The 25,349-nt window shown below is 61.6% G+C and carries 28 protein-coding genes, 1 tRNA gene and 1 pseudogene; 20 read left to right on the forward strand and 10 right to left on the reverse strand.

Going from position 1 to position 25,349, the window contains the following annotated elements:
- Nucleotide 1: 1 nt before the first annotated feature.
- From EJ073_RS03980 to EJ073_RS04000, 6 genes are read right to left on the reverse strand one after another with little or no spacing between them, the layout of a single operon-like run.
- Nucleotides 2-940 carry a sulfotransferase gene (locus tag EJ073_RS03980; protein ID WP_126054552.1) on the reverse strand — a complete coding sequence of 313 codons (939 nt, stop codon included), beginning with the start codon at nt 938-940 and terminating at the stop codon, nt 2-4.
- Nucleotides 940-1,782, reverse strand: a complete 843-nt coding sequence (locus tag EJ073_RS03985; RefSeq protein ID WP_245455671.1) for a DUF4915 domain-containing protein — start codon at nt 1,780-1,782, stop codon at nt 940-942. The genes EJ073_RS03980 and EJ073_RS03985 overlap by 1 nt, the downstream gene beginning before the upstream one ends.
- The gene (locus tag EJ073_RS31950) at nt 1,677-2,132 is read right to left on the reverse strand and encodes a hypothetical protein (RefSeq protein WP_245455802.1); all 456 of its coding nucleotides are present in this window, start codon (nt 2,130-2,132) and stop codon (nt 1,677-1,679) included. Before EJ073_RS31950 ends, EJ073_RS03985 begins: the two co-directional genes overlap by 106 nt.
- Nucleotides 2,129-2,809 (reverse strand): glycosyltransferase family 2 protein, encoded by a 681-nt coding sequence (locus EJ073_RS03990; protein ID WP_126054554.1) that lies wholly within the window; start codon nt 2,807-2,809, stop codon nt 2,129-2,131. The genes EJ073_RS31950 and EJ073_RS03990 overlap by 4 nt, the downstream gene beginning before the upstream one ends.
- Nucleotides 2,772-3,731 (reverse strand): transketolase C-terminal domain-containing protein, encoded by a 960-nt coding sequence (locus EJ073_RS03995; RefSeq protein WP_210211269.1) that lies wholly within the window; start codon nt 3,729-3,731, stop codon nt 2,772-2,774. The genes EJ073_RS03990 and EJ073_RS03995 overlap by 38 nt, the downstream gene beginning before the upstream one ends.
- Nucleotides 3,728-4,543, reverse strand: coding sequence for a transketolase (locus EJ073_RS04000; RefSeq protein ID WP_126054555.1), 816 nt, complete (start codon nt 4,541-4,543; stop codon nt 3,728-3,730). The genes EJ073_RS03995 and EJ073_RS04000 overlap by 4 nt, the downstream gene beginning before the upstream one ends.
- A gap of 8 nt (nt 4,544-4,551) precedes the next feature.
- Between EJ073_RS04000 and EJ073_RS04005 the strand changes: the two genes are divergently transcribed.
- Nucleotides 4,552-6,822 (forward strand): hypothetical protein, encoded by a 2,271-nt coding sequence (locus EJ073_RS04005; protein ID WP_126054556.1) that lies wholly within the window; start codon nt 4,552-4,554, stop codon nt 6,820-6,822.
- Nucleotides 6,823-7,221: 399 nt separating this feature from the next.
- Here the strand turns inward: EJ073_RS04005 and EJ073_RS04010 are convergent.
- Nucleotides 7,222-7,583: pseudogene (locus tag EJ073_RS04010) on the reverse strand (AraC family transcriptional regulator); the annotation flags it as partial.
- Nucleotides 7,584-7,766: 183 nt separating this feature from the next.
- Here EJ073_RS04010 and EJ073_RS04015 point away from each other — a divergent pair.
- Nucleotides 7,767-8,054 carry a PilZ domain-containing protein gene (locus EJ073_RS04015; protein ID WP_126054557.1) on the forward strand — a complete coding sequence of 96 codons (288 nt, stop codon included), beginning with the start codon at nt 7,767-7,769 and terminating at the stop codon, nt 8,052-8,054.
- A 603-nt stretch (nt 8,055-8,657) separates the two neighbouring features.
- Here the strand turns inward: EJ073_RS04015 and EJ073_RS04020 are convergent.
- The 3 genes from EJ073_RS04020 to EJ073_RS04030 all read right to left on the reverse strand — a co-directional run bounded on the left by EJ073_RS04020 (nt 8,658) and on the right by EJ073_RS04030 (nt 10,493).
- Nucleotides 8,658-8,747, reverse strand: a tRNA-Ser gene (locus EJ073_RS04020).
- 73 nt (nt 8,748-8,820) lie between these two features.
- Nucleotides 8,821-10,026 carry a tyrosine-type recombinase/integrase gene (locus EJ073_RS04025; RefSeq protein WP_126054558.1) on the reverse strand — a complete coding sequence of 402 codons (1,206 nt, stop codon included), beginning with the start codon at nt 10,024-10,026 and terminating at the stop codon, nt 8,821-8,823.
- The gene (locus tag EJ073_RS04030) at nt 10,023-10,493 is read right to left on the reverse strand and encodes a hypothetical protein (RefSeq protein WP_126054559.1); all 471 of its coding nucleotides are present in this window, start codon (nt 10,491-10,493) and stop codon (nt 10,023-10,025) included. Before EJ073_RS04030 ends, EJ073_RS04025 begins: the two co-directional genes overlap by 4 nt.
- Before the next feature lie 119 nt (nt 10,494-10,612).
- Between EJ073_RS04030 and EJ073_RS04035 the strand changes: the two genes are divergently transcribed.
- From EJ073_RS04035 to EJ073_RS04115, 18 genes are all read left to right on the forward strand, one after another.
- Nucleotides 10,613-10,822 (forward strand): DNA-binding protein, encoded by a 210-nt coding sequence (locus EJ073_RS04035; RefSeq protein ID WP_190233825.1) that lies wholly within the window; start codon nt 10,613-10,615, stop codon nt 10,820-10,822.
- The gene (locus EJ073_RS04040) at nt 10,819-11,004 is read left to right on the forward strand and encodes a hypothetical protein (protein ID WP_126054560.1); all 186 of its coding nucleotides are present in this window, start codon (nt 10,819-10,821) and stop codon (nt 11,002-11,004) included. The genes EJ073_RS04035 and EJ073_RS04040 overlap by 4 nt, the downstream gene beginning before the upstream one ends.
- On the forward strand, nt 11,001-11,882 hold the full coding sequence (locus EJ073_RS04045) for a hypothetical protein (protein ID WP_126054561.1): 882 nt from the start codon (nt 11,001-11,003) through the stop codon (nt 11,880-11,882). The genes EJ073_RS04040 and EJ073_RS04045 overlap by 4 nt, the downstream gene beginning before the upstream one ends.
- Complete coding sequence (locus EJ073_RS31955; protein WP_126054562.1) at nt 11,879-12,229, forward strand: hypothetical protein; 351 nt, start codon at nt 11,879-11,881, stop codon at nt 12,227-12,229. The genes EJ073_RS04045 and EJ073_RS31955 overlap by 4 nt, the downstream gene beginning before the upstream one ends.
- Before the next feature lie 14 nt (nt 12,230-12,243).
- Entirely contained in the window at nt 12,244-13,815 is a 1,572-nt protein-coding gene (locus EJ073_RS04055) for a DEAD/DEAH box helicase family protein (RefSeq protein ID WP_126059069.1), read from the forward strand.
- Nucleotides 13,812-14,741, forward strand: a complete 930-nt coding sequence (locus EJ073_RS04060) for a hypothetical protein (RefSeq protein WP_126054563.1) — start codon at nt 13,812-13,814, stop codon at nt 14,739-14,741. The genes EJ073_RS04055 and EJ073_RS04060 overlap by 4 nt, the downstream gene beginning before the upstream one ends.
- Before the next feature lie 852 nt (nt 14,742-15,593).
- Nucleotides 15,594-15,857, forward strand: coding sequence for a hypothetical protein (locus EJ073_RS04065; RefSeq protein ID WP_126054564.1), 264 nt, complete (start codon nt 15,594-15,596; stop codon nt 15,855-15,857).
- Complete coding sequence (locus tag EJ073_RS04070; protein ID WP_126054565.1) at nt 15,832-17,256, forward strand: hypothetical protein; 1,425 nt, start codon at nt 15,832-15,834, stop codon at nt 17,254-17,256. Before EJ073_RS04065 ends, EJ073_RS04070 begins: the two co-directional genes overlap by 26 nt.
- Before the next feature lie 578 nt (nt 17,257-17,834).
- Nucleotides 17,835-19,226, forward strand: a complete 1,392-nt coding sequence (locus EJ073_RS31390; protein WP_190233826.1) for a hypothetical protein — start codon at nt 17,835-17,837, stop codon at nt 19,224-19,226.
- Between the two features lie 9 nt (nt 19,227-19,235).
- A complete protein-coding gene (locus EJ073_RS04080) occupies nt 19,236-19,907 on the forward strand; it encodes a glycosyl hydrolase 108 family protein (RefSeq protein WP_126054566.1) in 672 nt (223 codons plus the stop codon).
- A gap of 65 nt (nt 19,908-19,972) precedes the next feature.
- Nucleotides 19,973-20,122, forward strand: a complete 150-nt coding sequence (locus EJ073_RS31395; protein ID WP_190233827.1) for a hypothetical protein — start codon at nt 19,973-19,975, stop codon at nt 20,120-20,122.
- Nucleotide 20,123: 1 nt separating this feature from the next.
- Nucleotides 20,124-20,381, forward strand: coding sequence for an ABC transporter permease (locus EJ073_RS04085; RefSeq protein WP_126054567.1), 258 nt, complete (start codon nt 20,124-20,126; stop codon nt 20,379-20,381).
- On the forward strand, nt 20,360-20,548 hold the full coding sequence (locus EJ073_RS04090) for a hypothetical protein (RefSeq protein ID WP_126054568.1): 189 nt from the start codon (nt 20,360-20,362) through the stop codon (nt 20,546-20,548). Before EJ073_RS04085 ends, EJ073_RS04090 begins: the two co-directional genes overlap by 22 nt.
- The gene (locus tag EJ073_RS04095) at nt 20,548-20,868 is read left to right on the forward strand and encodes a hypothetical protein (protein WP_126059070.1); all 321 of its coding nucleotides are present in this window, start codon (nt 20,548-20,550) and stop codon (nt 20,866-20,868) included. Before EJ073_RS04090 ends, EJ073_RS04095 begins: the two co-directional genes overlap by 1 nt.
- Before the next feature lie 68 nt (nt 20,869-20,936).
- Nucleotides 20,937-21,572 carry a hypothetical protein gene (locus tag EJ073_RS04100; RefSeq protein ID WP_126054569.1) on the forward strand — a complete coding sequence of 212 codons (636 nt, stop codon included), beginning with the start codon at nt 20,937-20,939 and terminating at the stop codon, nt 21,570-21,572.
- Complete coding sequence (locus tag EJ073_RS04105) at nt 21,563-22,237, forward strand: hypothetical protein (protein WP_126054570.1); 675 nt, start codon at nt 21,563-21,565, stop codon at nt 22,235-22,237. The genes EJ073_RS04100 and EJ073_RS04105 overlap by 10 nt, the downstream gene beginning before the upstream one ends.
- Entirely contained in the window at nt 22,209-22,394 is a 186-nt protein-coding gene (locus EJ073_RS04110; protein WP_126054571.1) for a hypothetical protein, read from the forward strand. The genes EJ073_RS04105 and EJ073_RS04110 overlap by 29 nt, the downstream gene beginning before the upstream one ends.
- 107 nt (nt 22,395-22,501) lie before the next feature.
- The gene (locus EJ073_RS04115) at nt 22,502-24,871 is read left to right on the forward strand and encodes a hypothetical protein (RefSeq protein WP_126054572.1); all 2,370 of its coding nucleotides are present in this window, start codon (nt 22,502-22,504) and stop codon (nt 24,869-24,871) included.
- Nucleotides 24,872-25,349 lie beyond the last annotated feature (478 nt).

A 25,349-nucleotide genomic window follows, 5' to 3' on the forward strand; every position in this document is an offset into this window, starting at 1 on the left:
CTCAGCCGGGCCGCATCCTGGCGAACTCGCCATAGTCGAACACATCGAGATACTGCCAGGCGGCCTCAGCGACTTTCGCATGCTCCTCGACCGAGAGTTCCGCGGCCGTCGCGCGATTGGCTTGCGGCGTGGCGCGGCGGATCGTTCCCCAGGGATAGACTTCACGCAGCGCCAGTCCATTCCATGTCGGCGCCGACAGCGCGGCGTGATCGTCGATGCCCAGAGCGGACAGAACCGGCGCGAGAGCCTTGCGCGCGTCGGACACGACATCTTCCAGCCTCACGATGTGCACCCGATCCGGATGACGATTGCGCGCGAGCAGGGCATGGTATTGGTTCAGGCACCAGGCCCGCAGATAGTCCGACAGGCGCATCGGAACCGGCCGCTTCTTCGTATCGGCGTAGGCGGAGAACGGATTGCGCACGACATGCAGCATGTGCGCGCCGGGCATCGCGGCGAGGATCGCCTCCGAGTCCACGGTGATGATCGGACTGTACCCGACATAGACCTTCTCGCGGCCGCTGCGGTTGTAATCCTTCCAGGCGTCGAATGTGGAGCGGAAGAAAGCAGCGACGTTGTTCGCCGTGCCGCGGCCGACGGCCTCCACATGCTTGATGTATCGAGCGCAACGCTCATCGTCGTTGAAGTCGAAGGCCGTGTCACGAAACTTGCTGACATGCGGTGTGCGCGCACGCACCTTGCATTCTTCGTCGATGATCAGTTTGTAGTCGTCCACGGGAGCCGCATCGAGCGGGAAGGCCGGCCAGCGGTACTTGACCGGGAACAGAGACGTCATCGCGTCGTTGACGAGGCGCGTTCCGATCTGGGACTCGAACGGATAGACGAACATCTCCGGATGCCCGTCGAGAAAGCGGTGCGTGGTGTTTCCGCCATTTTCGTACATGGCGCCAAGCATCAGCAAGCGAAACCCGTCGGTCATCAATTCCTCCGAACATCATTCCTGGAACCGGCTTGCCAGGCATAGAACAGCGTCTGTTCCGCGCCCGGCATCCGGCGAAAGCCGTCAAATGGAAGGCGATCGATCATCCGCGACGGGACGGCCTCGATCGCGAAGATCTGGTTGCCGGCCGGCCAGACCAGGCTGGCCACGACTCGCCCGCTTTTGATATCGACCGCATGCAGCCCGCAAACGCATCTGTCCGGTTCGAGCCCCGGTGCATAGGCACGAAAGCGCGGAATGATCCGCGATGTGCCAACGATCGCGAGATTGCCGATCGCGCACAGGCCCCTGGTCCAGCCCCGCAGGCGCGCGACGATCTCGACGCTGCCATCCTGTCCGCAGCTTACGACGCTGCCGAATCCGCTGTTGGCAACCCACAAGGCATCGCTGACGAAGCGGGGGGAGTGCGGACGGGTCAATCCACGCGTCATCGGCAATCGCGTCGCGCCGCTGAAGATGACGCCGCGCCCTTCCACGGCAAATTCGATCTGGCCAGGTCGTGCGCCGACGAGATCGTCCTTGGATGCCGTGAAGCAGCTTTCGGCCAGACTCTTTCCGGCCGCGATGCCATTGAGCTGCAAATGATTGAGGCCAAAATCCGCTCCCGCGTCCCCCTCGATGCATGACGGCCACCATACACGCTGGCTGCCACCGAGCGCCGGGAATGCGACAATGGCGTTTTCACCAACAGCACTGCCATGCAGCTCAGGGCCGATCATCGCCAGATCGTGGAGATATGTGCTGCCCGGCAGGAAGCGGGCACCCGCGGGCATGAGCACGTTTCCGGCAATGCCCTTCGATGTGAGATCCCTGCGTGGCAGAAGCCCGTCCGCAGCCCGCAGCGTGTACAAGACATTCGGATTGCGTGTGCTTGCGACATGGACTTCCCCCGTGCCGCGTCGAAGGCAATGCCCGACGGGTGCGGCAGCCTGAGGTAGCTCACCTGGGGTGATCCCGAGGCCATCGAGAGCGCCAGCAGGAGATGCTCGTATTCGCGGCTGACCAGCAAGGTGACGCCGGCCTCGGCGAGACTCTGCCACCATGGCCCCGTCACCTCGACTTCAAGCAGACTGCTGTCGATCGCTCCCGCGTCCTGCCACTGCGCCACGACGCTGGCCGGGTCACGCCAGGCTTGATGGTCGGCCTGGAAGGCGTCGTTCCCGTCGCTCAACTTTGCAACCTCATTCGCAGCGCGCCGCGATAGAGCCGCATGGCCGTGCGCCATCCGGTTGTCGAGCGACCGCCGTGTCTAGGGCCGGATGCCATGCCGAAGGGGGTGATCGCGTATCCATGGCGGCGACAGATTATGCAGAATTCGAGATCGATCAGATCGTCATCGCGCTGCAGATCCAGGAGCGCCTCGAAGCGGCGATGGAACAGTTTCGGCGTGCCGTTGATATCGCGCAGCCGCAGCCCGAAAAGCAGCCTCGCCTCGAGATTGTACAACTGCGATCCAAGCGCGCGAAGCCACGCCCGGCCCTGCTTCCGTTCGGCCTTGAGGACGCGGTCCGGCCGGCTTATGCCGGCATCCAGCGCCCGGCGCAGATCAGCTCCCGCCGTACGCGCCGAATTCGTATAGCATAGAAATTCTCCCCGGGCGGCCGCCAGGCCTGTCCTGACCGCGCGGCCCCAGCCCGCATTGTCGGCTCTCAATGTGCGCACATTGGGATAGCGGATTGCCAGCTCCGCACAGAGCGCGGCGCTGTCGTCACGCGATCCATTCTCGACGAGGATAATTTCCCACGTCACCGAAAGGCTGCGGAGAGTTGCATGATATTCCTCTATAACGGTGACGACATGGTCGGCCTGGTTATGGATGGGAAGGATGATCGACACTGTCGGGTTCATGGCAACTCAACAAATGCAGTTCCCGGGCGGCAGACGCAATCTGGTCGGCGCTCAATCCACTGCGTTCCATCAGCCAGGTCGCACTGCCGCCGCGGCCTGCGCCGGGCTGGGTTGCCGCGAGGCGGCGGAAAGGCCTCGCCAATCCGGCTTCCGCGAGAACCTCCGCCACCAAAGAACCCAGTCCTCCCGTCTGCTGGTGCGCCTCGACCGTCAGGACGGCGCTGGCATCGGCCAATGCGGTTCCCAGGTCCGCCAGCGGCGCAGGCGCAAGGCAGGGGAGGGACAACACCGTCGCCTGCACGCCGCCGCTTGCCAGCGTCTCGGCAGCGGTCATAGTTTCCGCAGCCAGAGCACCCGTTGAAATGAGCAGCACGTCGGCGCCTCGACGCATGGTCTGAGCCCGCCCGAGTTCAAATCGACCGCCAGAGATCGCGCCCTGCGGACTGTCCTTGCCCAGCCTGAAATAGACCGGGGACGGCGCCGACCACACGCAGTCCAGCGCCGCGGCGGCCTGAGGTCCATCGACCGGCGCGAGAACCATCATACCAGGCAGCGCACGCATGACGGCAATGTCCTCAAGGCTGTGATGCGTCGAGCCGCCCGTGCCGTAGTCGAAGCCGCCGCCAACACCGACGATGCGGACGGGCAGTTCGTGCGCAACCGGACCGTTGCGGATGAATTCGTAAGGCCGCAGCGTCGCAAAGGTCGCGATCGAATAGCAGAACGGAAGAAATCCGGCTTCCGCCAGACCCGTTGCGATGCCAATCATGTTCTGCTCGGCGACACCGACATTGACGAATCTGTCCGGATAGGCCTGCGCGAAGGGCTCCACGACAGAGAAGCCGAGGTCTGCGGTCAGCAACATGATGCGCGGATCGCGCGCGGCGAGTTCGCAGAGCTTGGCGATGAACTCGCGCCTCACTGCAGCGCCTCGCTCTCCGCCAGGGCGATGGCAAAGTCTTCGTCCGACATCGGCAAATAGTGCCAGCGCACCTGGCGCTCCATGAAACTCACACCGCGCCCCGACACGGTCCGCGCCAGCACCACCAACGGCTCCTGGCGATGCGGACGCAGCGCCTCGCGAACCGCCGCTGGCGCATGTCCATCCACCTCCCGGACCGTCCAGCCGCAACTTGCCCAGTGTTCCGGCATCCGTGCCTGGTTCATGATCTCGGCGGTCGGGCCAAGCGCCTGCTGTCCATTGACGTCAACGACGACAATCAAATTCGTGAGCCGATGATGCCCGGCAAACATCGCCGCTTCCCAGGTCGATCCTTCATTGCATTCCGCATCGGACAGCAGCACATAGGTGCGGCGGTCCTTGCCGAGCAGGCGCGCGGCGAGCGCCGATCCGACGCCGATCGACAGGCCAAGGCCGAGCGAGCCGGTCGAGAAGTCGACGCCTGGGAGGTGATGGGTCGGGTGCACGCCCAGGCGGGAATCATCGGCGCAATAGCTTGCCAGTTCGGCGCGGCTTAGCCATCCGCGCAAGAACAGGGCGGCGTAGAGCGCAAGCGCCGCGTGCCCCTTTCCCATAACGAAACGATCGCGATCCGGATCGTCCGGTGCGTTCAGTCGCATGGCTCCGCCATAGAGTGCTGCGAGAAGATCCACCACGGACAGGGCCGAGCCAATGTGCCCGACATGGGCGCGATGTGATTCTTCAAGGATCAGCTTGCGCAGCGCCCGCGAACTCAGGATTTGCTGGTGAGCGAGCGCCGGATCAGGCTCCATGACAGCCCATGGCGTTCATGCTAGTGGTCGACATCATGCGATTGGCCTCTCGTATGATCCGATACACTAGCGCATTCTTCGCCGATCTTGGAAGGCGGCCTGTACTTCTCCTTTGTTTGGGAATTCTGCTCGCCTGGCTGATGGCGGGTGTTCCATTCATGAGATTCGGCGTCCCGACTGGTCTGTGGGGCGATCGTACTTTCCTGCTGCTTCACGGCAGGCTATTTCTCGACTGGCCGCATATTTTTCGAACGGATGCGGTGGGTTTTCCCGATCGGCTGGATCTGCTCGGCTTTCCTTTCACCGACCTTACCGAACGCGTCGTGCAATTTCTGACCACTCGCCTGACCGGCGACGTGATCGTTGGCGCCAATGTATATTTCGTCATCATCGTCGCGGTGAACTTCGCGGCTGCCTTCTGCGCTCTGCGCAGCTTTCAGATACGGCCCTGGTGGTGCCTCGCGGGCGCTTTCGCTTTTGCGTTCATTCCCTATTTCGCAGAGCGTTCGACCGGGCATGACTATCTCGCCGCCTATTATGCGGCGCCGCTTGCGTTCCTGATCCTGCCTCGCATTGTCACGGCCGTTCGCAATCGGTCGCCGACCGGCATGGTCAAGGATCCGGTCACGCTCGCATGCTGCATGGTTATCGCCACGTCCGGAATCTACTACAGCTTCTTTTCCCTGCTTACCTGGGGTTTTGTCGGGCTGGCCCTGGCCACGCAGGAGCGGGACTGGCGCTATCTGCCGGCCATGGCACTGCCGGCTGGCGTGACGCTGGCCGTGCTGGTGCCAATCCTGGCGTTCTTCGTCGCGGTCACGCCAGGCGACGCTGGCTTCCCAGCAAGAACAGCAGCCGACCAGCCGCTCTATGGTTTTCGTATCTCCGACGTGATCATCGGGCTGGAGCCATTCGGCGTCGCGCGGAATGCACTGCGTGATTACATGGCCATCCGCGGCAAGACCGAGGGGACGGACGCCTGGCCTGGCCCCGTCCTGTCCGCTTTCGCATTGCTGGCCGCCCTGTTTGGTTCATTGCTGTTGCGAAGGCGCGGTCCTGGTGTCCGGCTGGCCTACGGAGGCCTGACGCCGACATTGAACGCATATCTCGTCTTCTGCATGATCTATTGTGCGCCCTTCGGTCTGGGATTGATCTTCAATCTGTTGATCAGGCCGGAGATCCGCGCACAGAATCGCATCGCGCCGTTCTTTGCATTCGCGGCGCTGCTGGTGTTCTTCGGGTTATGGCAGCGGGTGGTGCTCCGGCTGCGATCAAGGTTCGGCCGTTCGATCGGCGGCGTGACAGCCGCGGTAGCTCTCGTTGTCCTGGTGCTTGTGAACAGCATTGGCAGCTTTGCGCTGTTTGCCCGACAGCAGCACGCCTTGCAGCGCCAGCCGGCTTTTGCCACGGAGATGACAAGCATCCGCGCGACTTTGGCGGTGGCGGATTCTGAAGGGCTGCGGCGGATTCTCCAGCTGCCGATGGCGGCCTGGCCCGAAGCGCCCACGATCCGCGGCTTCGAGCCCTACAACCATTTATTGCCCTTTGTCTTCAGCGCTCCGGGCAGTTCCAGGCACTGGAGTTACGGCGGCTCGCGGGGAAGCGAAAATCTGTCACACCTGCAACTCCTGCTGAAGACCGCAGACTCGCCCTGCGCCCTGGCCGAACTGTCAGCCGGCTACAATTTCGACGCGGTGCTGGTGGATCGCCGCGGCTACGACGCTACCGAGCTCGCGGCATGGGACAGCCGGCTGAGCGCGGTCGGCGCGCGGCTGGTCAGTGACGACCCGCTTCGCCGCCTGTATCGCTTGCCCAAGTCGGACTGTTCGCAGCCTCTGTTGCTTTCCGATCGATGGCTCAGCGCCGCCGCCGGCGGTGAGCTGGAACCGCTTCTCGATCGAGGATGGTATTCGCCGGAGGCCTGGGGCCGTTGGGGCAGGGACAAGGCGCAGCGCATACTATTGCCCAACCGCGACCTGGGCAGCCGCGGCGTTGTCATCGATCTCCGGATCATGCAGCTTGCCGACAAGGACGGCCGAATTCCGCGCGTCGAAGTGCGCGTCAACCAAACCCCCATCACCACGATCAGCGTTGCACGGTCCATGCAGCCGGAAGAGCATCGCATCGTCATTCCCCGTATGCTCCTGCGGCAGTCGGGCTTCACGACGATCGAGTTGAGGCCTGAGGCCTCCGTGGCTGCATCGAGGGTGACGCCTGAAGACAAAAGGTTGCTTGGGCTTGGTTTGATTGCAATGCGCGTGGCGCCATCGATCCAGTAAGGCTCGACCATAGGGCACCGGCCATTGGCGCGGTCCGTTGGGGCAGGCCATGGACGAATGGCCAAGCCCTGCCTTTCGCAAGCAAATTCGAGCTGTGTTTAAGTAAGCGGCTACTTTTTCTGCCGGGCCCACCTGGTCGCTTGCTCCGCCTTGTCAAGCGCAAGGAATGGCAGCAAGACCAACAGCATGGCGGCGACGGCAACGAGATTTGCCGCGTCCTCGATCACGCGAATGACGACTTTCACAGCTACTACCCCTCCCGACATAGTAATAGCCGAAATCGACCTCAACCTCAAGATGTACGGTTGAGCGTGGTATTGCCTTGGCCGGACAATTCTGGCGTCGGAGTGGGAGACTTCCCGTCAGGCGGTAACACAAATCGGCGCATGGCCAGCCGCCTCAGCCCGCGGCGGGATCGAACTGATCCGAGCGAGAAGCTTCCATGTCCTCGTGCGCGGGAGCGGTGGTCAGGTCGCGGCTGTATTGCCGTGGCGAGCGGCCTATGACCCGCTTGAAAGCGGTGCTGAAAGCGCTTTCGGACTCATAGCCGAGTGACGTCGCTATGGCCGAGATGGGATCATCGCTGTTCTCCAGCCTGTCGCTGGCCAGCAGCATGCGCCAGCGCGTCAGGTAATCCATCGCCGGCACGCCGACCGTTTCCCTGAACTTCAGCGCGAAGCTCGACCGCGACATGCCGGCGCGCGCGGCCAGTTCCTTCAGCGATGCGCCGGATCCTCGTGGATGGCGCCGATTGCCGCGCCCGGACTGCCCGGCAGTCGCCAATTCCATGCAGTGGGTCCGCCGGCGGCCCGAGGTGGCCGGTAGCGAAGCGGGTTGTCTTTGGGATATCATTCGACCTCGCGTAGCTGGCAGGTCAATAAAGCGCCGGCTAATATGAGGGGCGCCCGCCGCGAGGGTGATTCCGGATCGAGCAAGGCACGCGCATGGAACCCGATGAACCCAGACGAGAGCGTCGCCTTCACCAACGTGAGATTGTCCTGAAGGAGGCCACGATCGTCGCGGGTCCTGACAACCCGGCGATCGGCTGTTCCGTCCACAATCAGCATGAAAGAGGGGCCGAACTGCGCGTTCCTGCCGACGCCTTCGTGCCGGAGCGTTTTCTCCTGCATGTGCCTGACGATGCGGCCACCTATCAAACGGTGGTGCGCTGGCGAAGGAAGGAGCGGCTTGGCGTCCAGTTCTACGGCGCACCCAACCCCGCCAAGAGCTGACCGGTTATTCCATGAAGTCCCGCCTTCCTGGTTCTAAGCCGGGCCGGTTTGGTTAGGAGCGCATTGCTGTCTCGCAGCAACGAGGTGACGTCACCCTTTGAGCAGCGATGAAAGATGTGCAGGCTGACTGTCGGAGCAGTGCTTGAAGGACGCGAGAGCGATCGACCCGAACGATAAAGCGCCGGATGCTCGGCTAACGGGTCGACGAACGAAAGTTGCCCTGGCGCGTATGGCGCGCCGCAATTGGCATAGGCCAAGGCTTCCGTCCCATCGGAACAAATGGGTTTGCTGTGGGGTTTCAAGCGAGGGAAGAGCGCTGATGCCAAACCAGACCAAAGAGCGGCCCCCGCCGAAGCCAGATCCGAAAGAGGCGCAAGTCCGGCCTCATGACAAGGACGCGCCAGAACCTCAGCATGTTGATCCGCCTCCGCGAGATGTCCGAGAGGCGCCGGTTCCAAATCCAAACGGCGATAAGAAGCCTTGACCGCCGGCACGCGGCGAAAATGGCTGCTGCCTCACGGCGGCGGGCTTTCTCTTTTGGGACGGGTTGCCGTTATGGCAAGGTCCGTTTTGCTTGTTAAGTATTTGGTTTTATAGACAACTTGGCGGAGGGAGTGGGATTCGAACCCACGGTGAACTTGCGCCCACGCCGGTTTTCAAGACCGGTGCCTTAAACCGCTCGGCCATCCCTCCAACTAGTTGTCTTTATTGCGCTTTTCAGCTTTCGCCGATTGGCTAAAATGGCCGTTTGCTACGCAGTTTGCAACTATTTGGTTTTCCGTTCGCTGCTTATAGCCGCCTGCAACGCCGCGTCAACTTGCTCGGCGGCGTCGGCCTGCATTCCCGGCATCACGTGTGAATAAAGGTCGAGCGTAATACCGATCGTCGAATGCCCCAGGCGCTCGCTCGCCACCTTTGGGTGAATGCCGGCCGACAGCATCTGCGACGCATGGGTATGGCGAAGGTCGTGGAAGCGAATCCGGGGCAGCTTGGTCTTGCCAAGGACGCGGACCCACTCATGCGTCAACGACCTTGGCTGTATCGGCTGACCGTCGATCTGGGCAACCACGAAGCTGTCGGCGTCGGGACGGATGCCAAGCCGCAACTGCTCCTCGGCCTGGCGCGCCCGATGCGCCTTCAGCTCGGCGACGGTGCTCGCCGACAAGGCGACGGTTCTGGCCCTGCCGCTCTTCGGCTCCTTGTAGCGGACGCCGTCGTCGGTCTGCTCGGCGCTCTCGACGATAGCCAACTGGCGGAGGTTGTCGCCAAGCTCGACGTGGCGCCACCTCAGGGCAAGGATTTCACCGCGCCGTAGGCCACATGTCACCGCCAAGAGCGTCGGGATAAACATCCGCGTCGGCCGGAGCGTTTCCAGAAGTGTCGCGGTCTGCGGGACATCGTAGGCCAGCATCTTCTTGCGCTCGACCTTCGGTGGAGTCGACGCCATCGCCGGGTTGCGGGATAGCCTCTCCCAGGTCACCGCCTGCCCAAGCGCCTTGATGAGAACGCGGCGGTAGTGGTGAACCGTGCGCGGCGCCAGCGGGGGCAGGGGCTTGGCCTCCTCGCCTTCCTTGCGCTTGCGGTGATCGGTGCGGGGCTTCGTCAGCGCCTCCGAGAGGGCCGCGTCGATGCGGTCTGTCTTTAGCTTGGCGAGGATCACGGCGCCGATGAGGGGTACTAAGCCCTTGCGGCATATCTCGGTGTATCGCTCAAAGGTCTTCGGCGCGACAGACGGCTTGGTGAACTTCAACCACTCATCCAGAAATTCGGCGACGGTCTGTTTCGTTGGCTCGGAGTAGGTGCCAGCGTCGAGTTCGGCGATCAGCCGTGCCGCTTCCTTCTGCGCTTCGCGCTTCGTGCCGGTGAACGAATGCCATTTGCGTTTCTTCTTGCCGGTCTTGGGATCGGCCTCACCTACGTCGAGCACTATTGCGAAATGGCCTGGCGTGCGCTCGCGGATGTGTCCTTTCATTCCTTCGCCTTCGTGACAAATTCGCTCGTCACGTCTCTGGCCCGAACGGGTTTGGAGCCGGACTTGCGACTCTCGAATATTAACTCACGCGCCTTCACCAATTCTTTTTCGGCTTCCTCCAGGGCAGTTTCGAGGTTGCCGGTTTGGCGCAGTTTGCGCTCCGCATGCATCAATTGCCCGACCGTGATCAGCTGCATCGCCCAGCCTATGGGCACGCGAAGTTCAGAGATGGACTGCTTGCCCAGCATCTGCTCATGCATAAGGTTGATGAGGTCACGCGTGACGCGCCGGAACTCGTCCGCATGTATGTTGAATATTAGGCCGATTCGCACCAAACGCCGGACGGCATCAGATCGCGTTCCCACCCTGTTCGAATGCTGCCATTGATCGATCGCCTCCAGTTCCTCGGGCGATATCAGCATATGCAGCCGCTCGGTCTTCTCCCTGCCTCTGTATCCCTTCGGCACGAACTCTCCCCATCTGTGTGTAAATGCAGAATATGCACATATCCCCGTTGCCATCAAGGGCAAAACAGATTAGATCGTATATGCGCATATTCCGCATAACCCGATCAGGGGAAGACACAATGACACTTGAGGAAGCTTTAGCCCGCCCAACGGTCTCCATCCCTGAGGCTGGCGCACTCTTTTTCAATCTCGGCCGAAACGCCGCCTACAACGCCGCCCGAGCCGGTGACATTCCTACGATCAAGGTGGGCGGGATCTTTCGTGTTCCCGTGGCTCCGATCGCGGAAAAGCTCGGTTTGCGCACAACCGTAGGACGGGCCACGGCATGATAACTGGCGAGCAGCAACGCGCCTTCGACGATTGGCGCGAACTGGCAACCCGAGCCGCAGAGACCAAGGCCCTCGCCGATGCCGTCGCGTCGGGGAAGGCCTTCGTCAAGTTCCATTATCTCTTCATTGAAGTCGACTTTCGGCCGACCGCGACGGCATCCAAATCCAAGGATGCCGCATGATCCGGAAAGCTACATTGCCGAACCGCGACCTCACCGTAAACGAAGCCTTCGCCCTTACGAAGCGCATTCGCACCGCAGTCGACAAGGTGTGGTCTCTCCTGCTGGAAGCGCATGATCGCAAAGCCTGGAGGGCTCTCAAGTACCCTTCCTGGGAAGCCTATATCAAAGCAGAATTCCAAATAGGGCGCGCCCATGCCTACCGGCTTCTGGACCAAGGCCGGGTCATCCGCGCAATCGAGGAAGCCACCGGCAATTTGTCTCCATCTGGAGACATTTCGGAAGCCGCCGCCCGTGACATCAAGGATGATCTCCCATCCGTGACTGAAGAGATCAAGGCCCGCGTCGAGCAGGGTGAAGTGCCGCAGAAGGCCGCCACCGATGTCATCGCGGCGAAACGCGCCCAGAAGGATAGGACCAAGGCCGACAAGAAGGCGCAACAGGCCGAGCATGACCGCCAGCGCAACGAAGCCCGCGCAAAACTTCCTGACGCCGTTAAGCAGAGCGAGGTCGTAAGAGAGGCCGCGATTGCAGCCGCTAAGGCCAGCAAGCCCGATTGCGGCCTGACCGATGCCGAGCGCGTCGCGGAGCTTGAAGAACATGCTCGCATCGTCGAGGCCGAAAACGCTGAGCTAAAGGTGGAGAACGCCAAGTTCGGCGACATGTGGGTCCAATACCAGAAGGGCGGGTTTGATGCGGTCATCGCCGGCAAGGACGAGGAAATCCGCTCCCTCAACGCCCGGCTGATCCAAGAAAGCGAAGACAAGGCGGGTTGGATGAACCGCGCGAGGGCGTGGCAGAAGCGCGCGCTGGATCTCGGCTGGTCCAGCGACGTCGTCATCCCGATCGATCAGCAGTCTGACGAGGTGATCCGGCTTTGACTGACGTGGCCGATCTCATCGACCGGATAAGGTCGTTCGGCGCGAACATCGTGCTGGATGGCAATTCCCTGCGCATCGTCAACCGACAGAAGCTGCCTCCGGCGGCCGGCGCCTACGTCGCGAAGCACGGGAAGGCGATCGCCAAATATCTGCGGTCAGATGAAAACATCGAGTTCGAAGAACGCGCGGCCATTATCGAGTTCGAAGGCGGCGCGCCTCGCGAATGGGCAGAGCAGTTCGCGCGCTACCTGACGAAGACGAAACCGGCGGCCACCGACGTTATGGAATGGTCGTGGTTCCTGACCACCTGTGGTCGGATGATCGACGAAGCGCCGAGGGCTGCATGAACGCGCTCCTGTCGATGCACCACCAAATCGAGCTTCGCCCGCACCAAGTCCGGACAGAAGAGCTGTTGCGCCAGCGGATTCGCGAAGGCGCCCGACGCATCATCCTGGTCGCGCCAACGGCGTTCGGGAAGACAGAAACGGCAATCGACCTGGTGACCAAGAACCAGGCCAAAAAATCTCGAGCCTGGTTCATCGTCGACCGCATCACCCTGATCGACCAGACCAGCGGGCGCTTCGCGAAGTACGGCATCGATCACGGCATCATCCAGGCCGACCACTGGCTGACCGACCCGACAAAGCCTGTGCAAGTAGCCTCAGCCCAGACGGTCGGCCGCCGGAAATACTCCGACGACGATTTGCCGAAACTCATCATCGTTGATGAGGCGCACTGCGAATACCAGACCACGCTGGAGCTGATCGACCGCGCGAAAGACGCGATCGTCGTCGGCCTGACCGCAACACCTTTCACCGACGGCATGGCCGACCATTGGGATGCGCTGGTCAACGGCGCGACAACGAACCAGCTTCTGGCCGACGGATGGCTGACCCCTCTCAAGATCAAGGCCTGCGTCACGCCGGACATGAAGGGCGCAAAGAAGGCGTTCACCGGAGAATACGACGACACCGACGCCGGTCAGCGCGGTATCACGATCATCGGCGACGTGATCCACACATGGGTGCAACAGACGCAGAAGCACTTCGGCGGGCCGGTGAAGACCATCGTGTTCTCGCCGTCGGTCGCGCACGGCGAAGAGCTTTGTCGCCAGTTTGCCGCGGCTGGGTTCAACTTTCAGCAGATCAGCTATCTCGACGCGTCCGACAACGAGCGGCGCGAAAAGATCGAAGAGTTCCGCAAGCCGGACAGCGCCATTCACGGGCTGGTATCGTGCGCGGTGCTGACCAAGGGGTTCGACGTGCCGGACGTAAGGTGCGGCATCTCCTGCCGGCCATACCGCAAGTCCTTCAGCTCGCACGTCCAGGAGCTGGGGCGCGTGATGCGCATTGCCGACGGCAAGGACTTCGGCCTGTGGCTCGATCACTCCGGCAACTGCGTCACATTCGCCGAAGACACCGCCTGGCTGTTCGAGCACGGCGTGGACAGCCTTTCGAGCGCACAGAAGAAGGACAGCGAGGCTCGCGAGCCAGCGGAGCGGGTAAAGCAGAAATATTTCTGCGGCGAGTGCGGTCTTCAGATGGAGCCGCATCACGATACATGCCTGTCGTGTGGTTGGCGCCGGCCGAAGTACGGCGAGATCCAGGTGGTTGAAGGCGAGTTGATCGACGTCGACTTCTCGATCAGGAATGCCTTCGAGCCTCGCAAGGGCCTACGCGCCAAATGCCTCGATGATCCGCGGGCGATATGGAACACCGCGCTGGCCTACTGCCTGTCAAACGGCAGGAAGGGCGACGAGGCCTCGCGCAAATGGGCCTATGGCGTCTGGCGCGGAATTTATCCCGGCAGCAAGCTTCCTTACGGGCTCTACGAGACCGCTTGCGAACCGGCAAGGGTCCAGGTCGATGAGTGGCAACTGGTCGAGCGTGAGGTGAAGCGCTTCCGCAAAGGTTCTCAGCGGAGGGCTGCATGACGACCATCGACCAGGCCATCAGCAACGCCTGCGATCAGGCCGGCATCGTGCCGCCCAAGGCGATGACGCGCTTCGGCCAGTGGCTGAAGACCGACACGTTGGCGGGAAAGTCCGGCAAGGGTGACGGGCGAGTGATCGTCAACGAACTGAACGTCACAGCCTGGAACTGGCAGACCGGCGAAAAGGTGACCGTCTGGCTGAAGGATGATGTTTCCCCGGTCGAGCGCCGCAAGATCGCCCGCGACATCGAGGCAGCCAACAAGAAGAAGCTGCAGCGTGCGAAAGAGGCGGCCGGCAAGGCACAGGCGATGATGGCGAGGGCCTCACCGTCGCAACATCCCTACCTGAGCACCAAGGGCTTCCCGCACGAGCGGGCGTTGGTCATCGAGGCGGGCGCGGTCAAGGCGATCGGCGGCGAATACAGCTCCTACCTCCTGCCTGACAACGGCGGCGAGCGGGCGATTCTGATCCCGGCTCGCATCGGCTCCAAGGTGTCGAGCCTGCAATTGATCTGGGAAGACGGAACGAAGAAGTTCCTGGCCGGCGGCGAGATGGAACGCGCCTGTCATCGCGTTTCGACCGGGGCCTTCACCTGGTTCTGCGAAGGCTATGCAACGGCACTGTCACTGCGGACCGTCGTCAAGGCGCTGCATCGGAACGACTGCATCCTGTGCTGCTTCTCGGCTTACAACGTGCTGGCGGTCGCGCGGTCGACCAAGGGGCGCCGCGCCATCCTTACCGATAATGACAAGCCGCTGGCGCAATACGGCGGGCTCGGCACCGGCGAGTATTTCGCGCGCCAGGCCGACATCCCCTTCCTGATTCCGCCGCAACTCGGCGACGATCTGAACGACGTGCATTTGCGGGAAGGCATCTTCCCGGTGCAGCGCATGGTGTCCAACTTCTTGCGGGAGGCGACCATGTAGCAGTCGATCGGCCGCAAGGTGCCAAGGCCATGCGGGCAGCGGCGTCATCGCCTGAGCCTGCATCCGGGAGCGGTCTGGTAAAGCCGTTCGTCGCGCCGGACAACAGCGACAACATATTCTGCACCAAGCCCCGGCCGCGCCGGGCGGAGACAATCCGGGATACGAGACCGGCTCCGATCGCAGAGGCACCATTACCCACACAGGACGCACCCGGAAACGAGGTGCAGCCTCTCCCTGATCGTCTGGATGGTCTTTGAGAGGTGCCGCTGCCAGTCGAGGCAGGTGTAGGGCCGACAGGGTAACCCCGGCTCGCGTCTCTTCCCGAGACAATCACCTATCCAGATGTGCGCGTACCCCGTCCCAATCGGCACGGTAACGCGTCACGCTTCGTCCCGATGGGCGAAGTGTGTCTAGCAGAAAGGAATGCCGGGTTAGGGCAGGCCCGAAAACAGAGGTAGAGATGACACAACAACAGCCACTTCGGTTCTTTCAGTTCTCGTCCTTCAACAAGCGAGGAGGTAAGACGCACCCGCGTGTTGCCCGCACCCGGAACCGCGTCCTCGACCTGTGGGAGGGAATGGCCAGCTACTCCACCATCGCCGAGGAATTGGACATCTCCATCAGCACAGTGGTCGAGTGCATAGCCAGGGCGAAACGGCTCAAAGATCCTCGCGCCGAGCGACCGTACCGGCATCGAAAAATCCAGATCGCAGAAAAGCGTCGTCGAGAGATCAGGCGACTGCTCGATGACGGCTATCGGCCACGCGAGATAGCCAAGCGGCTAGGAGTTTCCAAGCGCCTTGTCCTAATCAGGATGCGAGAGAGCGACCCGTCTACAGTAGAGCAAACTAGATGAAGGGACGGAAGACAGGCGGCAGGGTTGCAGGCACGCCGAACAAGGTCACGGCCTCTATCAAGGAAGCCGTGACAGAGGCTTTTGAGAAGGCCGGTGGCGTTGACTATCTCGTAAAGCTTGCCGCCGAGGACCCTCGCACATTCTGTGGCCTTGTCGGCAAGGTGATACCTCTCCAGGTGGACGCCAAGCTTGATGGACCGCTCACGGTTCAAGTCCTAAAGCTGGCCGGGTCAGATGCCGACAATCCAGCTTCCAAATAACGGCTGGCGCCCTCGCTGGTATCAGCGCAAGGCTTGGGACACATGGGAGCGCGGCTGCAAGCGCCAGCTCCTGTTCTGGCATCGCCGCGCCGGTAAGGACGAGATCAACCTGAACATGCACGCGGTGTCCGCTCATGAGCGGCCAGGGACCTATTGGCACATGCTGCCCGAGGCCGCACAGGCGCGCAAAGCGATCTGGAATGCGGTCAACCCTCACACCGGCAAGCGAAGGCTGTTCGAGGCCTTCCCGGAACCGCTGATCGAGAACATGAACGACAACGAGATGTTCGTTCGGTTCAAGGTCGGCTCGACGTTTCAGGTGGTCGGATCGGACAACTTCAACAGCCTGGTCGGCGCGCCGCCGGTGGGCATCACGTTCTCGGAATGGGCGTTGGCCAATCCGGCGGCGTGGGCCTACCTGTCGCCGATCCTGGCCGAAAATGGTGGGTGGGCATCCTTCATCACCACGCCGCGCGGCAACAACCACGCCAAGGGCATGCTCGACGCGGTGAAGGGCAATGTCTTTGACCCGGTGACAAACCCACGCGGCTGGTTCAGCGAGGTACTATCGGCTTCCGCCACCGGCGCCATTGACGAAGTGACGATCGAGGAGCAGCGGGCGATCTATGTGGGCCTGTTCGGCAAGGAAACGGCCGACATGCTCATTGACCAGGAATATTACTGTTCCTTCGCAGGTGCGCTGATTGGCTCCTATTGGGGCGCTGAGATAGCCCGAGCTGAGCGGATGGGGCGCATCGGCACTGCGTTCGACATCGATCCCAAGCATCCGGTGCATACCGCGTGGGATCTCGGCAAGGCGGTCAACAACCCGATCTGGTGCTTCCAGGTCATCGACGGCGTGCCGATCATCGTCGACTTCTACGTCCCTGACAGCGAGGACCTTGAAGACTGGTGCAAATGGCTCGACGAGCAGGGCTACCACGGCGACGATTATGTTCCGCACGACATCCTGCATCCGCAGTGGGGAACGAAGCGCACGCGGCTCGACACGCTGAAGGCGCACGGTCGCAAGCCGAAGATGGTGGGCATGGTCAGCCTGGCCGAGGGCAACAACGCCGGCCTGCAGACGATCAAGGTGGCGCGCTTCAGGAACACCGACAGCGTCACCGACGGCGTCGAGGGCCTGAAGGCCTACCGCCGCGAATATGACGACGAGAAGAAGACGTTCCGCGACATCCCGGTCAAGAATTGGGCCGAGCACTATGCGTCCGCGTTCCGGTATCTTGGCCTCGCGTGGCGTCAGGCAATCGTCGCGGCCGAGAAGCCCGCAGGTGACAAGGGTGCATATGTCGGCCAGGCGGACGGCACGATACGCAGCCAGCAGACGGTGAAAGAAGCGGTTGACGCGATGGTCAGGCGTCGCCGCGCTCGTTCATGAGAGTTGACGCTCAGGGCTCCTGGTTCGCCAGGGTCCCGATTGCATACGGGCCAGCAGACAGTCAAAGAAGGCGGCTATTCGGGCAACTGGTTACAGTGATCAGGCATTTTCCTGCCGAGAGCATATTCTCCTACCGCAACATAGTCAGGATCAGTGCATCCGCCTGATACATCATCCCAATCACCAGGTGATCTTTTCCCCTGGAAGATCCAGCTGTTATGTTTCCGATTCAAGTCAACCGCGCAGGCATCTGCGCCTAACCAAACTAGGTGGCCGTCTTTGTTGTTGACACCGTTTGTAATTCGAACGGCATCGTTGTCCGTTGGATCAAAGGAACGAATAACACATTGGAGGATGTGAGTGCACACCCATTTCGGGCTTCCGCACGTTGCCTGACTCGCGACTGTAGTGGTGAGCAACGCGGCACATGAGATAGCAGTCAGCAAAAGCACTTTCATTTTTCCCCCAGAATGTGAGCCTTGTCGCTAAGCAGAACGGATTCATAGAGCGAATGCAAGCGGCTTAGAGTTTCGCGGACGTCGCCCCGAACATGCGCCAGTCGATAGATTGGAGCAGCTATGCCGCGCGCAGGTGGTGTCTATTCAGCCCCTCCGGGTACCAAGGGAACGCCGAACACCACGATCGAAAGCGCGAAGTACAACGCGCTGGTCGACGATCTGGTGGCGGACGCGAACGCAGCGAGGCCCGTCACGGCTGGCGGGTCCGGATCGAGCACGGCGGTAGGAGCTGCTGACAACTTCAACGCAGCTGGTGCCGATATGGCCTCGGCCGCGACTGTCAACCTGGCAAACACCACAGGTACGCTGGTCAACATCACAGGCACGGTCACCATCACAGCGCTTGGCACGCTCGCTGCCGGCGCCGAGCGGGATCTCGTGTTCGCCGCGTCGCTGACCTTCACGCACAACGCTACGAGCTTGATCCTGCCAGGTGCAGCCAACATCACCACGGCGGCCGGCGACGTTGCCCGAATGCGTTCGCTTGGCGGCGGCAACTGGAAATGCCTTTCATACCAGCGGGCCGTAATCGCGCCCTATGCCGGGCCTTCCGGCACCGAAACGCTGAACAACAAGAGCCTGGTCGACAACACCACGTTCATCATCGACGAGGCCGACGCCACCAAGAAGGTGAAGCTTCAGGTCTCCGGCGTTTCCACCGGCACAACGCGCACGCTGACCGCGCCAGATGCCGACGGGACGGTTGCGATAAACTCGCGGCTGATCGGCAGTGGATTCCGCAATCTGAAGGTTCAGGTCACCAGCGACACACAGGTAACGATTACCGCCGACGCGCTTAGCGTCGAGGACGCGAGCGGCTATCTGGCGCGTCTCTCCGCCGTCAACGTCACGGCAGCCATCAATGCATCGGGCGCCAACGGCCTCGACACCGGCGCCGAGGCGGCAAGCACCTGGTACTATGCCTGGGTGATCTGGAACGGCAACACGACGGCCGCTCTGATCTCCATGAGCGCCACGGCACCGACGATGCCCGGCGGGTACACTCACAAGCTGATGGTCGGCGCCATTCGCAATGACGGTTCATCGAACCTCTGGCGGACGCTTCAGTATGGCAGGGAATGCCGCATCGTCATTGGAACCAATCCGGCCGCCAGTGTCCTGATCGCGAGCGGGACCACTGGTGACCCGGCGGTGGGCACCTACACGGATCTGGACCTTTCGGCCTTTATTCCGCCTCTGGCGACCAAGGCGTACTTCACGGTCAGCAATGCCGTCGACACCGGGGCGGAACTGATCCTGTCGCCGAGTGCATCGTATGGCGGCGGAGCATCGTCCACCAATCCGTCCTATGCGTGCTTCATCGTCGCGTCCGCCGCGATCAACGGCTCCCTGCAAATGTACGTGCCGCTGGAGACCGCGCAGCACGTCTGGTGGGCCAGCGACAGCGGTTCGAACAAGCTCTTCATTCGTGGCTGGGAATTCAACCTCTAGGAGCGTCACATGGACCGCAATTTCCAGCGGGCGCTCGCGCTCGTACTCAAGTCCGAAGGCGGCTGGTCGAACAATTCGGCCGATCCTGGCGGCGCCACAATGAAGGGCGTCACGCTGGCCAATTTCCGCCGCTACGTGAAGGCCAACGCCACCAAGGCCGACCTTCGCAAGATCACGGATGAACAGATCGCCACGGTTTACCGGCGTTTCTACTGGGACGCCGTGGCGGGCGCCGAGCTGCCGGATGGCATTGACTATGCCGTCTTTGACTTTGCGGTGAACAGCGGGCCGGGCAGGGCGGCGAAATACCTCCAGGCGGCGTGCGGCGTCGGCGTGGTGCAGGATGGCCGGATAGGACCGGCCACGCTCGCCGCGGTGCGGGCCAAGCCTGCCGGCGTCGTCATCGACACGCTCTGCGATGCCCGGTTGGCGTTCCTCAGGCGTCTGCCGACCTGGCCGACCTTCGGCAGGGGCTGGTCAAGCCGCGTGGTGTCAGTGCGCATCCAGGCTATGATGATGGCCGAGCCTGTTTTCGTTCAGCCCGTGCCGACTTCCACGGTCTCCGGCGCGGCGCAGCCGAGCGTGCCGCAAGCTCCTACGCCTGCCGCTGCCGCCAAGGAGCGCAATCCGCTCTGGGCTGCGCTGTTCGCATTCCTCAAAGCCATCTTCGGAAGGAACTGACTATGTGGGCCACGATACGCGCCTGGTTCAAAGATTCCGAAACCATCGTTTGGGCTCGGCTCCAAATGCTTGCTGGTGCGGTGCTGGTGGTGATCGCCACGACCGATCCGACGCTGTTCAACCAGTACATCCCGGAGCGCTGGTTGCCGCTCTACATCGTCGGCTCCGGCATCGTGACGGAGTTTGCCCGCCGGCTGCGTGCAAAGGACATGTGAGATGGTCGAGGTCTTCACCGCGCTCCTCGAATCGTTTCTGCACAATCCAGTCGTCATCGCGATCGGCGCGGGCATCGTCATGGCGGTTGGCGCATGGGTTAAGGGCCGTCTCTCCGGCGCCAAGGCAGAACGCAACAAGCAGGCTGTGGAGCGGGTGGCAGCCCGTGACGAGGCAGACAAGATCGACCAGGCCGTTGCTGGCATGTCTGACGCCGAGGTTCTGAAAGAGCAGGCCAAATGGTCGCGCCCAAAATTCTAGCCCTGGCTGCGTTCGTCGCCCTTGCCGCCTGCCAGCACGTGCGCGGCAGCTTCTGCGACCTCGAGAAGCCGAACCGCAATCCCGTCGAAGACATGACGTCGACCGAAGCGCGGTCGGCACTCGCGCACAATCTCAAAGGCGCCAAACTCTGCGGCTGGAGGCCATGATGCACGAATTCCTCGACTTCCTCGGCATCAAAGGCCCTGTAGTGGCTGCCGGCCTCGCTGGAGGCATCCTGCGGGCTCTGTCGCGCCACCGGTACAAGATCCGTGAGATGATCGCTTCGCCGATCTGTGGGGCGCTGGCGGCAGCTTACCTGACGCTGCCGACCGTCTCATGGTTCGAGGCGACGGGCCTCCCGATGCCTGACCCCACGGACGATACGACGACGCTTGCAGCAGCCTTCTTGATCGGGGTCAGCGCAATGTGGATCTCGGACATCCTTTTTGAGTTCGTTATCCGAAAACTCAAGCCAGGCGACGGATGACTGACTCATTCTTTGCAATTGTAGCCGGACTCTGCTTTTCTTCTCCCGTATTGGGGAGGGGAAAGAACATGACAGCGGAAATTGCTGTGATCAATAAGAGTGCTGTTGCTCTGGCTGCCGATAGCAAAGTCACGCTATCGCGGGGTGGAAAGCAGAAAACCTACGACACCGTCGACAAGCTGTTTTCCATATCCAAGACAGAACCCGTCGGTGCAATGATATATGGAAATGCGGAGTTCATGCGTTTCCCGTGGGAGACCATCCTAAAAGAATACCGGCGTCGCGATCCTCGGAAGAAGTTTGACACGGTTTTTTTGTGGGCAGAGAACCTTTTCGAATTCCTGCTCGGCTTCTTCCCTTTTAAGGAAGACGATGAGGATTTTGCTGCTCTCTCCATCGTAGAGGCTTGGTTGCAGCACTACTGGGAGACATGCGCCCGAGCATCCCAGGGACCCGACCAGTTCAAGGCGAACTACATTGCGGAGATCAAGGCTGCCATTTCCGAACTCAAGAAGTTGGATGACTTTTTAACCGACGACGAATGGACCGCATTCCAGAAGCGGCTGGCGCCCAAGCTTGAGGCGGCGCTGAAGCGCGGGTTTCTCAGCCAGTTCGGTGATATCATCGAGGACCTTAGGACATTCGCTGAGCTCACTATATACGGAAGGCCTATCCCTCGCCAGGTTCATCCGGTTTGGTCATAGCAGGATTTGGGGAAAAAGAGCTTCTTCCGTCACTGCAGGCGTTTCGGCTTGATGGCATTTTGTGCGGCCGTATCAAGGCTCTTGAAACGGACAAGTTCGACGCGACCAGGGAGAACCGTGGGGGCGTGATGCCGTTTGCTCAAACCGATATGGTCGATCGCTTCATGCAGGGGATCGATCCGGAATATGCAATCCAGCTTCACGAAAGCATCAAAGGACTATTGTATTCGAACGCTGTGGACACTGCACTGGCCCTTGGCCACTCCAAGGAGGACGTCGAAAGCAAGAGCGAAGCCTTCACAACCGCGACGCAAGCTGCAGTCGACAAATTCTGGGAATCCCACCAGCGCATCCGGCGGGAACGATTTGTGTCACCTATTGTTGATATGGCGATGAGTTTGCCGAAGGATGAGTTGGCGAATCTGGCAGAGTCGCTCGTGAGCCTAACGTCCTTGCAGCGTCGAGTATCACGGGAACTTGAGACCGTGGGAGGCGCAATTGACGTGGCTGTGATCTCGAAAGGCGACGGTTTTGTATGGATAAAGCGAAAGCACTATTTCAAAGCGGATCGAAATCTGCGCTTTGTAAATAGCTATTTCGCGGAGTACGGCGAGGGCACCAACGGAGGAGCGATCGATGAACATGCCCCAGCGACGGCAGATTGACGTGGGTGGTCGGTTTACATCTTCGTCTGTTGAGCAAAAGCGTGCGATTGAAGAAGTGACGAAACAGAGCGTCGGACTGGCTTCTCGGGTCTATCAAAAGGCAATCGAAACGGAATTGAAGAAAAAGCCAACTGACGATCACAAGGCCAAGAAGTAAGCTCTCAGGCCGCCTGTCGTTTCGGCGGGCGGCTTCTTGGTTCGACAGCGCACTCAGCATTGCAAGCGGCTTAGAATTTCGCATTCGCCGCCGCCATCCTGTCCGCCATGGCAAAGGCGGACAAGCGCACTCCAGACCAGCAGAAGCAGGGCGAGACCCTTCGTAAAGAGGGGTCGAAATGGCTTGCGCGCGTCGAGGCGGCCGGCAAGCTCGAAAAGCAGTGGATGGACGAAGCCGAAAAGGCGGTGAAGGCCTACACTGGCGAGACCAGGTCCGACGACCTGAGCACGTCCGCCACGCTCGGCAACACCTACGACTTCAACATCCTCTTCGCCAACGTCGAGACCATCGTCCCGGCAATCATCAACAGTCCGCCCGCGCCAGACATCCGCCGCCGCTTCGCTGACGAAGATCCGGCCGCAAAGGACGTCGCCGAGCTGATCGAGCGCGCCATTCGCAAGCAGGTCGACGATTCCAAGCTCCAGGTCGAACTGGAAGGGGAGGCGCAAGACGGTTTCCTGGCTGGTCGCGGCATCATCCGGCTTCGCTTCAAGAGCGACATCGTAAAGGACGAAACGACCAATGCGGAACTTGAGCGAGCGAGCGCAGCCGCTGACGATGGAACAGGTGCTGGCGCTGCAACGGCTCGCGACGATTCTGAAGGCGGGGACGACTATTCAGCGCCATCTGAGGCACCTGCTGCGGGCGGCCAGTCCGAACGGCTCGCGAACGAATGCATCGAATTCGAGGCCGTAAGCTGGCGTGATTACCGCCACGGCCCGGCGAAGCGCTGGAAGGATCGGCCCTGGGACGCATTCCGCTTCGTCGTGCAGCGCGAAGACGAGGGTTCGGTGTTCGACGCCGGCCTGATCAGCATCCAGACCGACGACCAGGAGAAGAAGGCGCGCGGCGAAGGCGACAGCGACCTATGCGGCTGGGAAATCTGGGACAAGAGCAGCCGCAAGGTCATCTTCATCGACGACAACGGCGTTGTGCTGAAGAAGGTCGACGACCCGCTTGGCCTGAGCGATTTCTTCCCGATCCCGGCGCCGGTGCAGCCGATCGAGCTGACCGGCCGGCTGATGCCGGTCAATCCGTTTTCGATTTATAGCCGGCTCGCCGACGAACTGGACCTGACCACCAAGCGCATCGGCGTCATCACCCGCCACATGAAGGTCAAGGGCTGGTATTCCGGCGACGCCGGCGACATCGCCAACATGCTGGCGGCCGACGACACGGAATTCGTGCCGATCGGCAATGCCGATATCTGGGCTGCCAACGGCGGCCTGTCCGGCGCGGTCGCGTTCTGGCCGGTCGAGAAGTTCATTCTGGTGCTGCGGGAGCTCTACAGCGCCCGCGAACAGACCAAGCAGGCCATTTACGAAATCACCGGCATTTCCGACATCGTGCGCGGCGCTTCCCAGGCGAGCGAGACCGCCACGGCGCAGAACATCAAGACGCAATGGGGCTCGCTGCGCATCCAGAAGATGCAGCGCATGATGGAACGCTGCGCGCGCGACATCTTCGTGATGATGGCGGAAATCATCCCGGCGAAATTCTCGCATGAGACGCTGCAGCAGATGACTGGCGTGCAGATCATCCCGACGCAGCAGGATCTGACGCCAGTGCAGCCGCCACCGGCACCACCGCCCGGCGCGCAGGTGCCGCCCGAGCAGCAACAGCAGCTTCAGCAGGCCATGCAGGCGGCTCAGCAGGCCGAACAGCAGCGGCAGGCGAAGCTGGCCAAGCTGCAGTCGATCCAGCAGCTTCTGACGCAGCGCCTGGCCATGATGTACCGGATCGACGTCGAGAGCGATTCAACGGTCAAGGCAGACCTCACCAGGCAGAAGGCCGAGGCGGCCGAGTTCATGCAGGCTGCCGGCGCCTACTGGACCGCTGTCGGTCCGCTGATCCAGCAGGGCGAACTGTCGAAGGAAGTGGCGGTCGAAATCTTCGCCGCGAACTCGCGTCTCTTCAACCTCGGCAAGTCGGTCGAGGACGTTCTGGAAAAGATGGTGACCGATGCCAAGGCGCAAGCCGGCCAGCCTCCGCAGCCCAGTGCCGAACAACAAAAAGCTCAGGCGGACGCGAAGGCGCGAGAGGCGGACCAGGCGCAAAAAGTCGCTGATGCGAAGATCAAGTCGGACGCCGCTGCGCAAGACATGCAGTTCAAGCGCGAACAGCACGACATGACGATGGCCGAGAAGCGCCTTGACCTTCAGTCGAAGCGACAGGCTGCACGCATCGACCAGAACCAGGTCCTGCTCGGCAACGGCATCGTTCCGCCGCCGGATCCCGAGCAGATCGATGGCCAGGCGGTGCTGAAAGAGATGGCCGCGCAGCGCGACATGTTCGGACAGGCGCTCGCTGCGCTCATTCAAGTGCTTTCGCAGCCGAAGCAGATCGTTCGGGACGCCCAAGGCCGCGCCGTGACGGCGGTCCCGATGCAAACCCCGACACAGCAGCCGGTGCAATGACGATTTCCCTGAAGCACAAGTTTCATTCGGCCATCCCGGATGCAGGCGACCCGACGATTGTCCAGCCGTCGAACTGGAACGACGAGCACGACCTGATGCAATCGACCGGGAAGTTGCTTGGCCGCGTAACGGCCGGAGACGGCGTGACGGAAGAACTGACGCCGGCACAGGTGCGTACTCTGCTCAACGTGGCGGATGGCGCTACCGCGAACCAGACAGACGCATTCCTCCTGGCTCGGGCCAATCACACCGGCACGCAGCTCGCCGCGACCATCTCGGATTTCTCGACGGCGGCCGACGCGAGGGTCAGCGCTGCAATTGGCATTACGGTGCAGGCTTATGACGCCGACCTGGCCTCATGGGCTGGCGTGACGCGCGCTTCAGGCTTCGACACGTTCGCGGCCACTCCATCGAGCGCCAATCTCAGGGCGCTTCTGACGGACGAGACCGGAACGGGCGCGGCGTATTTTCAAGGTGG

Source organism: Mesorhizobium sp. M4B.F.Ca.ET.058.02.1.1 (genome assembly GCF_003952505.1).
GTDB lineage: Bacteria > Pseudomonadota > Alphaproteobacteria > Rhizobiales > Rhizobiaceae > Mesorhizobium.

What these genes read in the sequence shown, in the direction of transcription:
- EJ073_RS04040 (WP_126054560.1), top strand. Translation starts at nt 10,819, where the DNA reads ATGATAACTGGCGAGCAGCAACGCGCCTTCGACGATTGGCGCGAACTG.
- EJ073_RS31390 (WP_190233826.1), top strand. Translation starts at nt 17,835, where the DNA reads ATGCCGCGCGCAGGTGGTGTCTATTCAGCCCCTCCGGGTACCAAGGGA.
- EJ073_RS04035 (WP_190233825.1), top strand. Translation starts at nt 10,613, where the DNA reads ATGACACTTGAGGAAGCTTTAGCCCGCCCAACGGTCTCCATCCCTGAG.
- EJ073_RS04095 (WP_126059070.1), top strand. Translation starts at nt 20,548, where the DNA reads ATGCACGAATTCCTCGACTTCCTCGGCATCAAAGGCCCTGTAGTGGCT.
- EJ073_RS03990 (WP_126054554.1), bottom strand. Translation starts at nt 2,809, where the DNA reads ATGAACCCGACAGTGTCGATCATCCTTCCCATCCATAACCAGGCCGAC.
- EJ073_RS04080 (WP_126054566.1), top strand. Translation starts at nt 19,236, where the DNA reads ATGGACCGCAATTTCCAGCGGGCGCTCGCGCTCGTACTCAAGTCCGAA.
- EJ073_RS04000 (WP_126054555.1), bottom strand. Translation starts at nt 4,543, where the DNA reads ATGGAGCCTGATCCGGCGCTCGCTCACCAGCAAATCCTGAGTTCGCGG.
- EJ073_RS04065 (WP_126054564.1), top strand. Translation starts at nt 15,594, where the DNA reads ATGAAGGGACGGAAGACAGGCGGCAGGGTTGCAGGCACGCCGAACAAG.
- EJ073_RS04005 (WP_126054556.1), top strand. Translation starts at nt 4,552, where the DNA reads ATGGCGTTCATGCTAGTGGTCGACATCATGCGATTGGCCTCTCGTATG.
- EJ073_RS04115 (WP_126054572.1), top strand. Translation starts at nt 22,502, where the DNA reads ATGGCAAAGGCGGACAAGCGCACTCCAGACCAGCAGAAGCAGGGCGAG.
- EJ073_RS04100 (WP_126054569.1), top strand. Translation starts at nt 20,937, where the DNA reads ATGACAGCGGAAATTGCTGTGATCAATAAGAGTGCTGTTGCTCTGGCT.
- EJ073_RS04090 (WP_126054568.1), top strand. Translation starts at nt 20,360, where the DNA reads ATGGTCGCGCCCAAAATTCTAGCCCTGGCTGCGTTCGTCGCCCTTGCC.
- EJ073_RS04060 (WP_126054563.1), top strand. Translation starts at nt 13,812, where the DNA reads ATGACGACCATCGACCAGGCCATCAGCAACGCCTGCGATCAGGCCGGC.
- EJ073_RS04070 (WP_126054565.1), top strand. Translation starts at nt 15,832, where the DNA reads ATGCCGACAATCCAGCTTCCAAATAACGGCTGGCGCCCTCGCTGGTAT.
- EJ073_RS04015 (WP_126054557.1), top strand. Translation starts at nt 7,767, where the DNA reads ATGGAACCCGATGAACCCAGACGAGAGCGTCGCCTTCACCAACGTGAG.
- EJ073_RS04045 (WP_126054561.1), top strand. Translation starts at nt 11,001, where the DNA reads ATGATCCGGAAAGCTACATTGCCGAACCGCGACCTCACCGTAAACGAA.
- EJ073_RS04085 (WP_126054567.1), top strand. Translation starts at nt 20,124, where the DNA reads ATGGTCGAGGTCTTCACCGCGCTCCTCGAATCGTTTCTGCACAATCCA.
- EJ073_RS04110 (WP_126054571.1), top strand. Translation starts at nt 22,209, where the DNA reads ATGAACATGCCCCAGCGACGGCAGATTGACGTGGGTGGTCGGTTTACA.
- EJ073_RS31395 (WP_190233827.1), top strand. Translation starts at nt 19,973, where the DNA reads ATGCTTGCTGGTGCGGTGCTGGTGGTGATCGCCACGACCGATCCGACG.
- EJ073_RS04025 (WP_126054558.1), bottom strand. Translation starts at nt 10,026, where the DNA reads ATGAAAGGACACATCCGCGAGCGCACGCCAGGCCATTTCGCAATAGTG.
- EJ073_RS04055 (WP_126059069.1), top strand. Translation starts at nt 12,244, where the DNA reads ATGCACCACCAAATCGAGCTTCGCCCGCACCAAGTCCGGACAGAAGAG.
- EJ073_RS03980 (WP_126054552.1), bottom strand. Translation starts at nt 940, where the DNA reads ATGACCGACGGGTTTCGCTTGCTGATGCTTGGCGCCATGTACGAAAAT.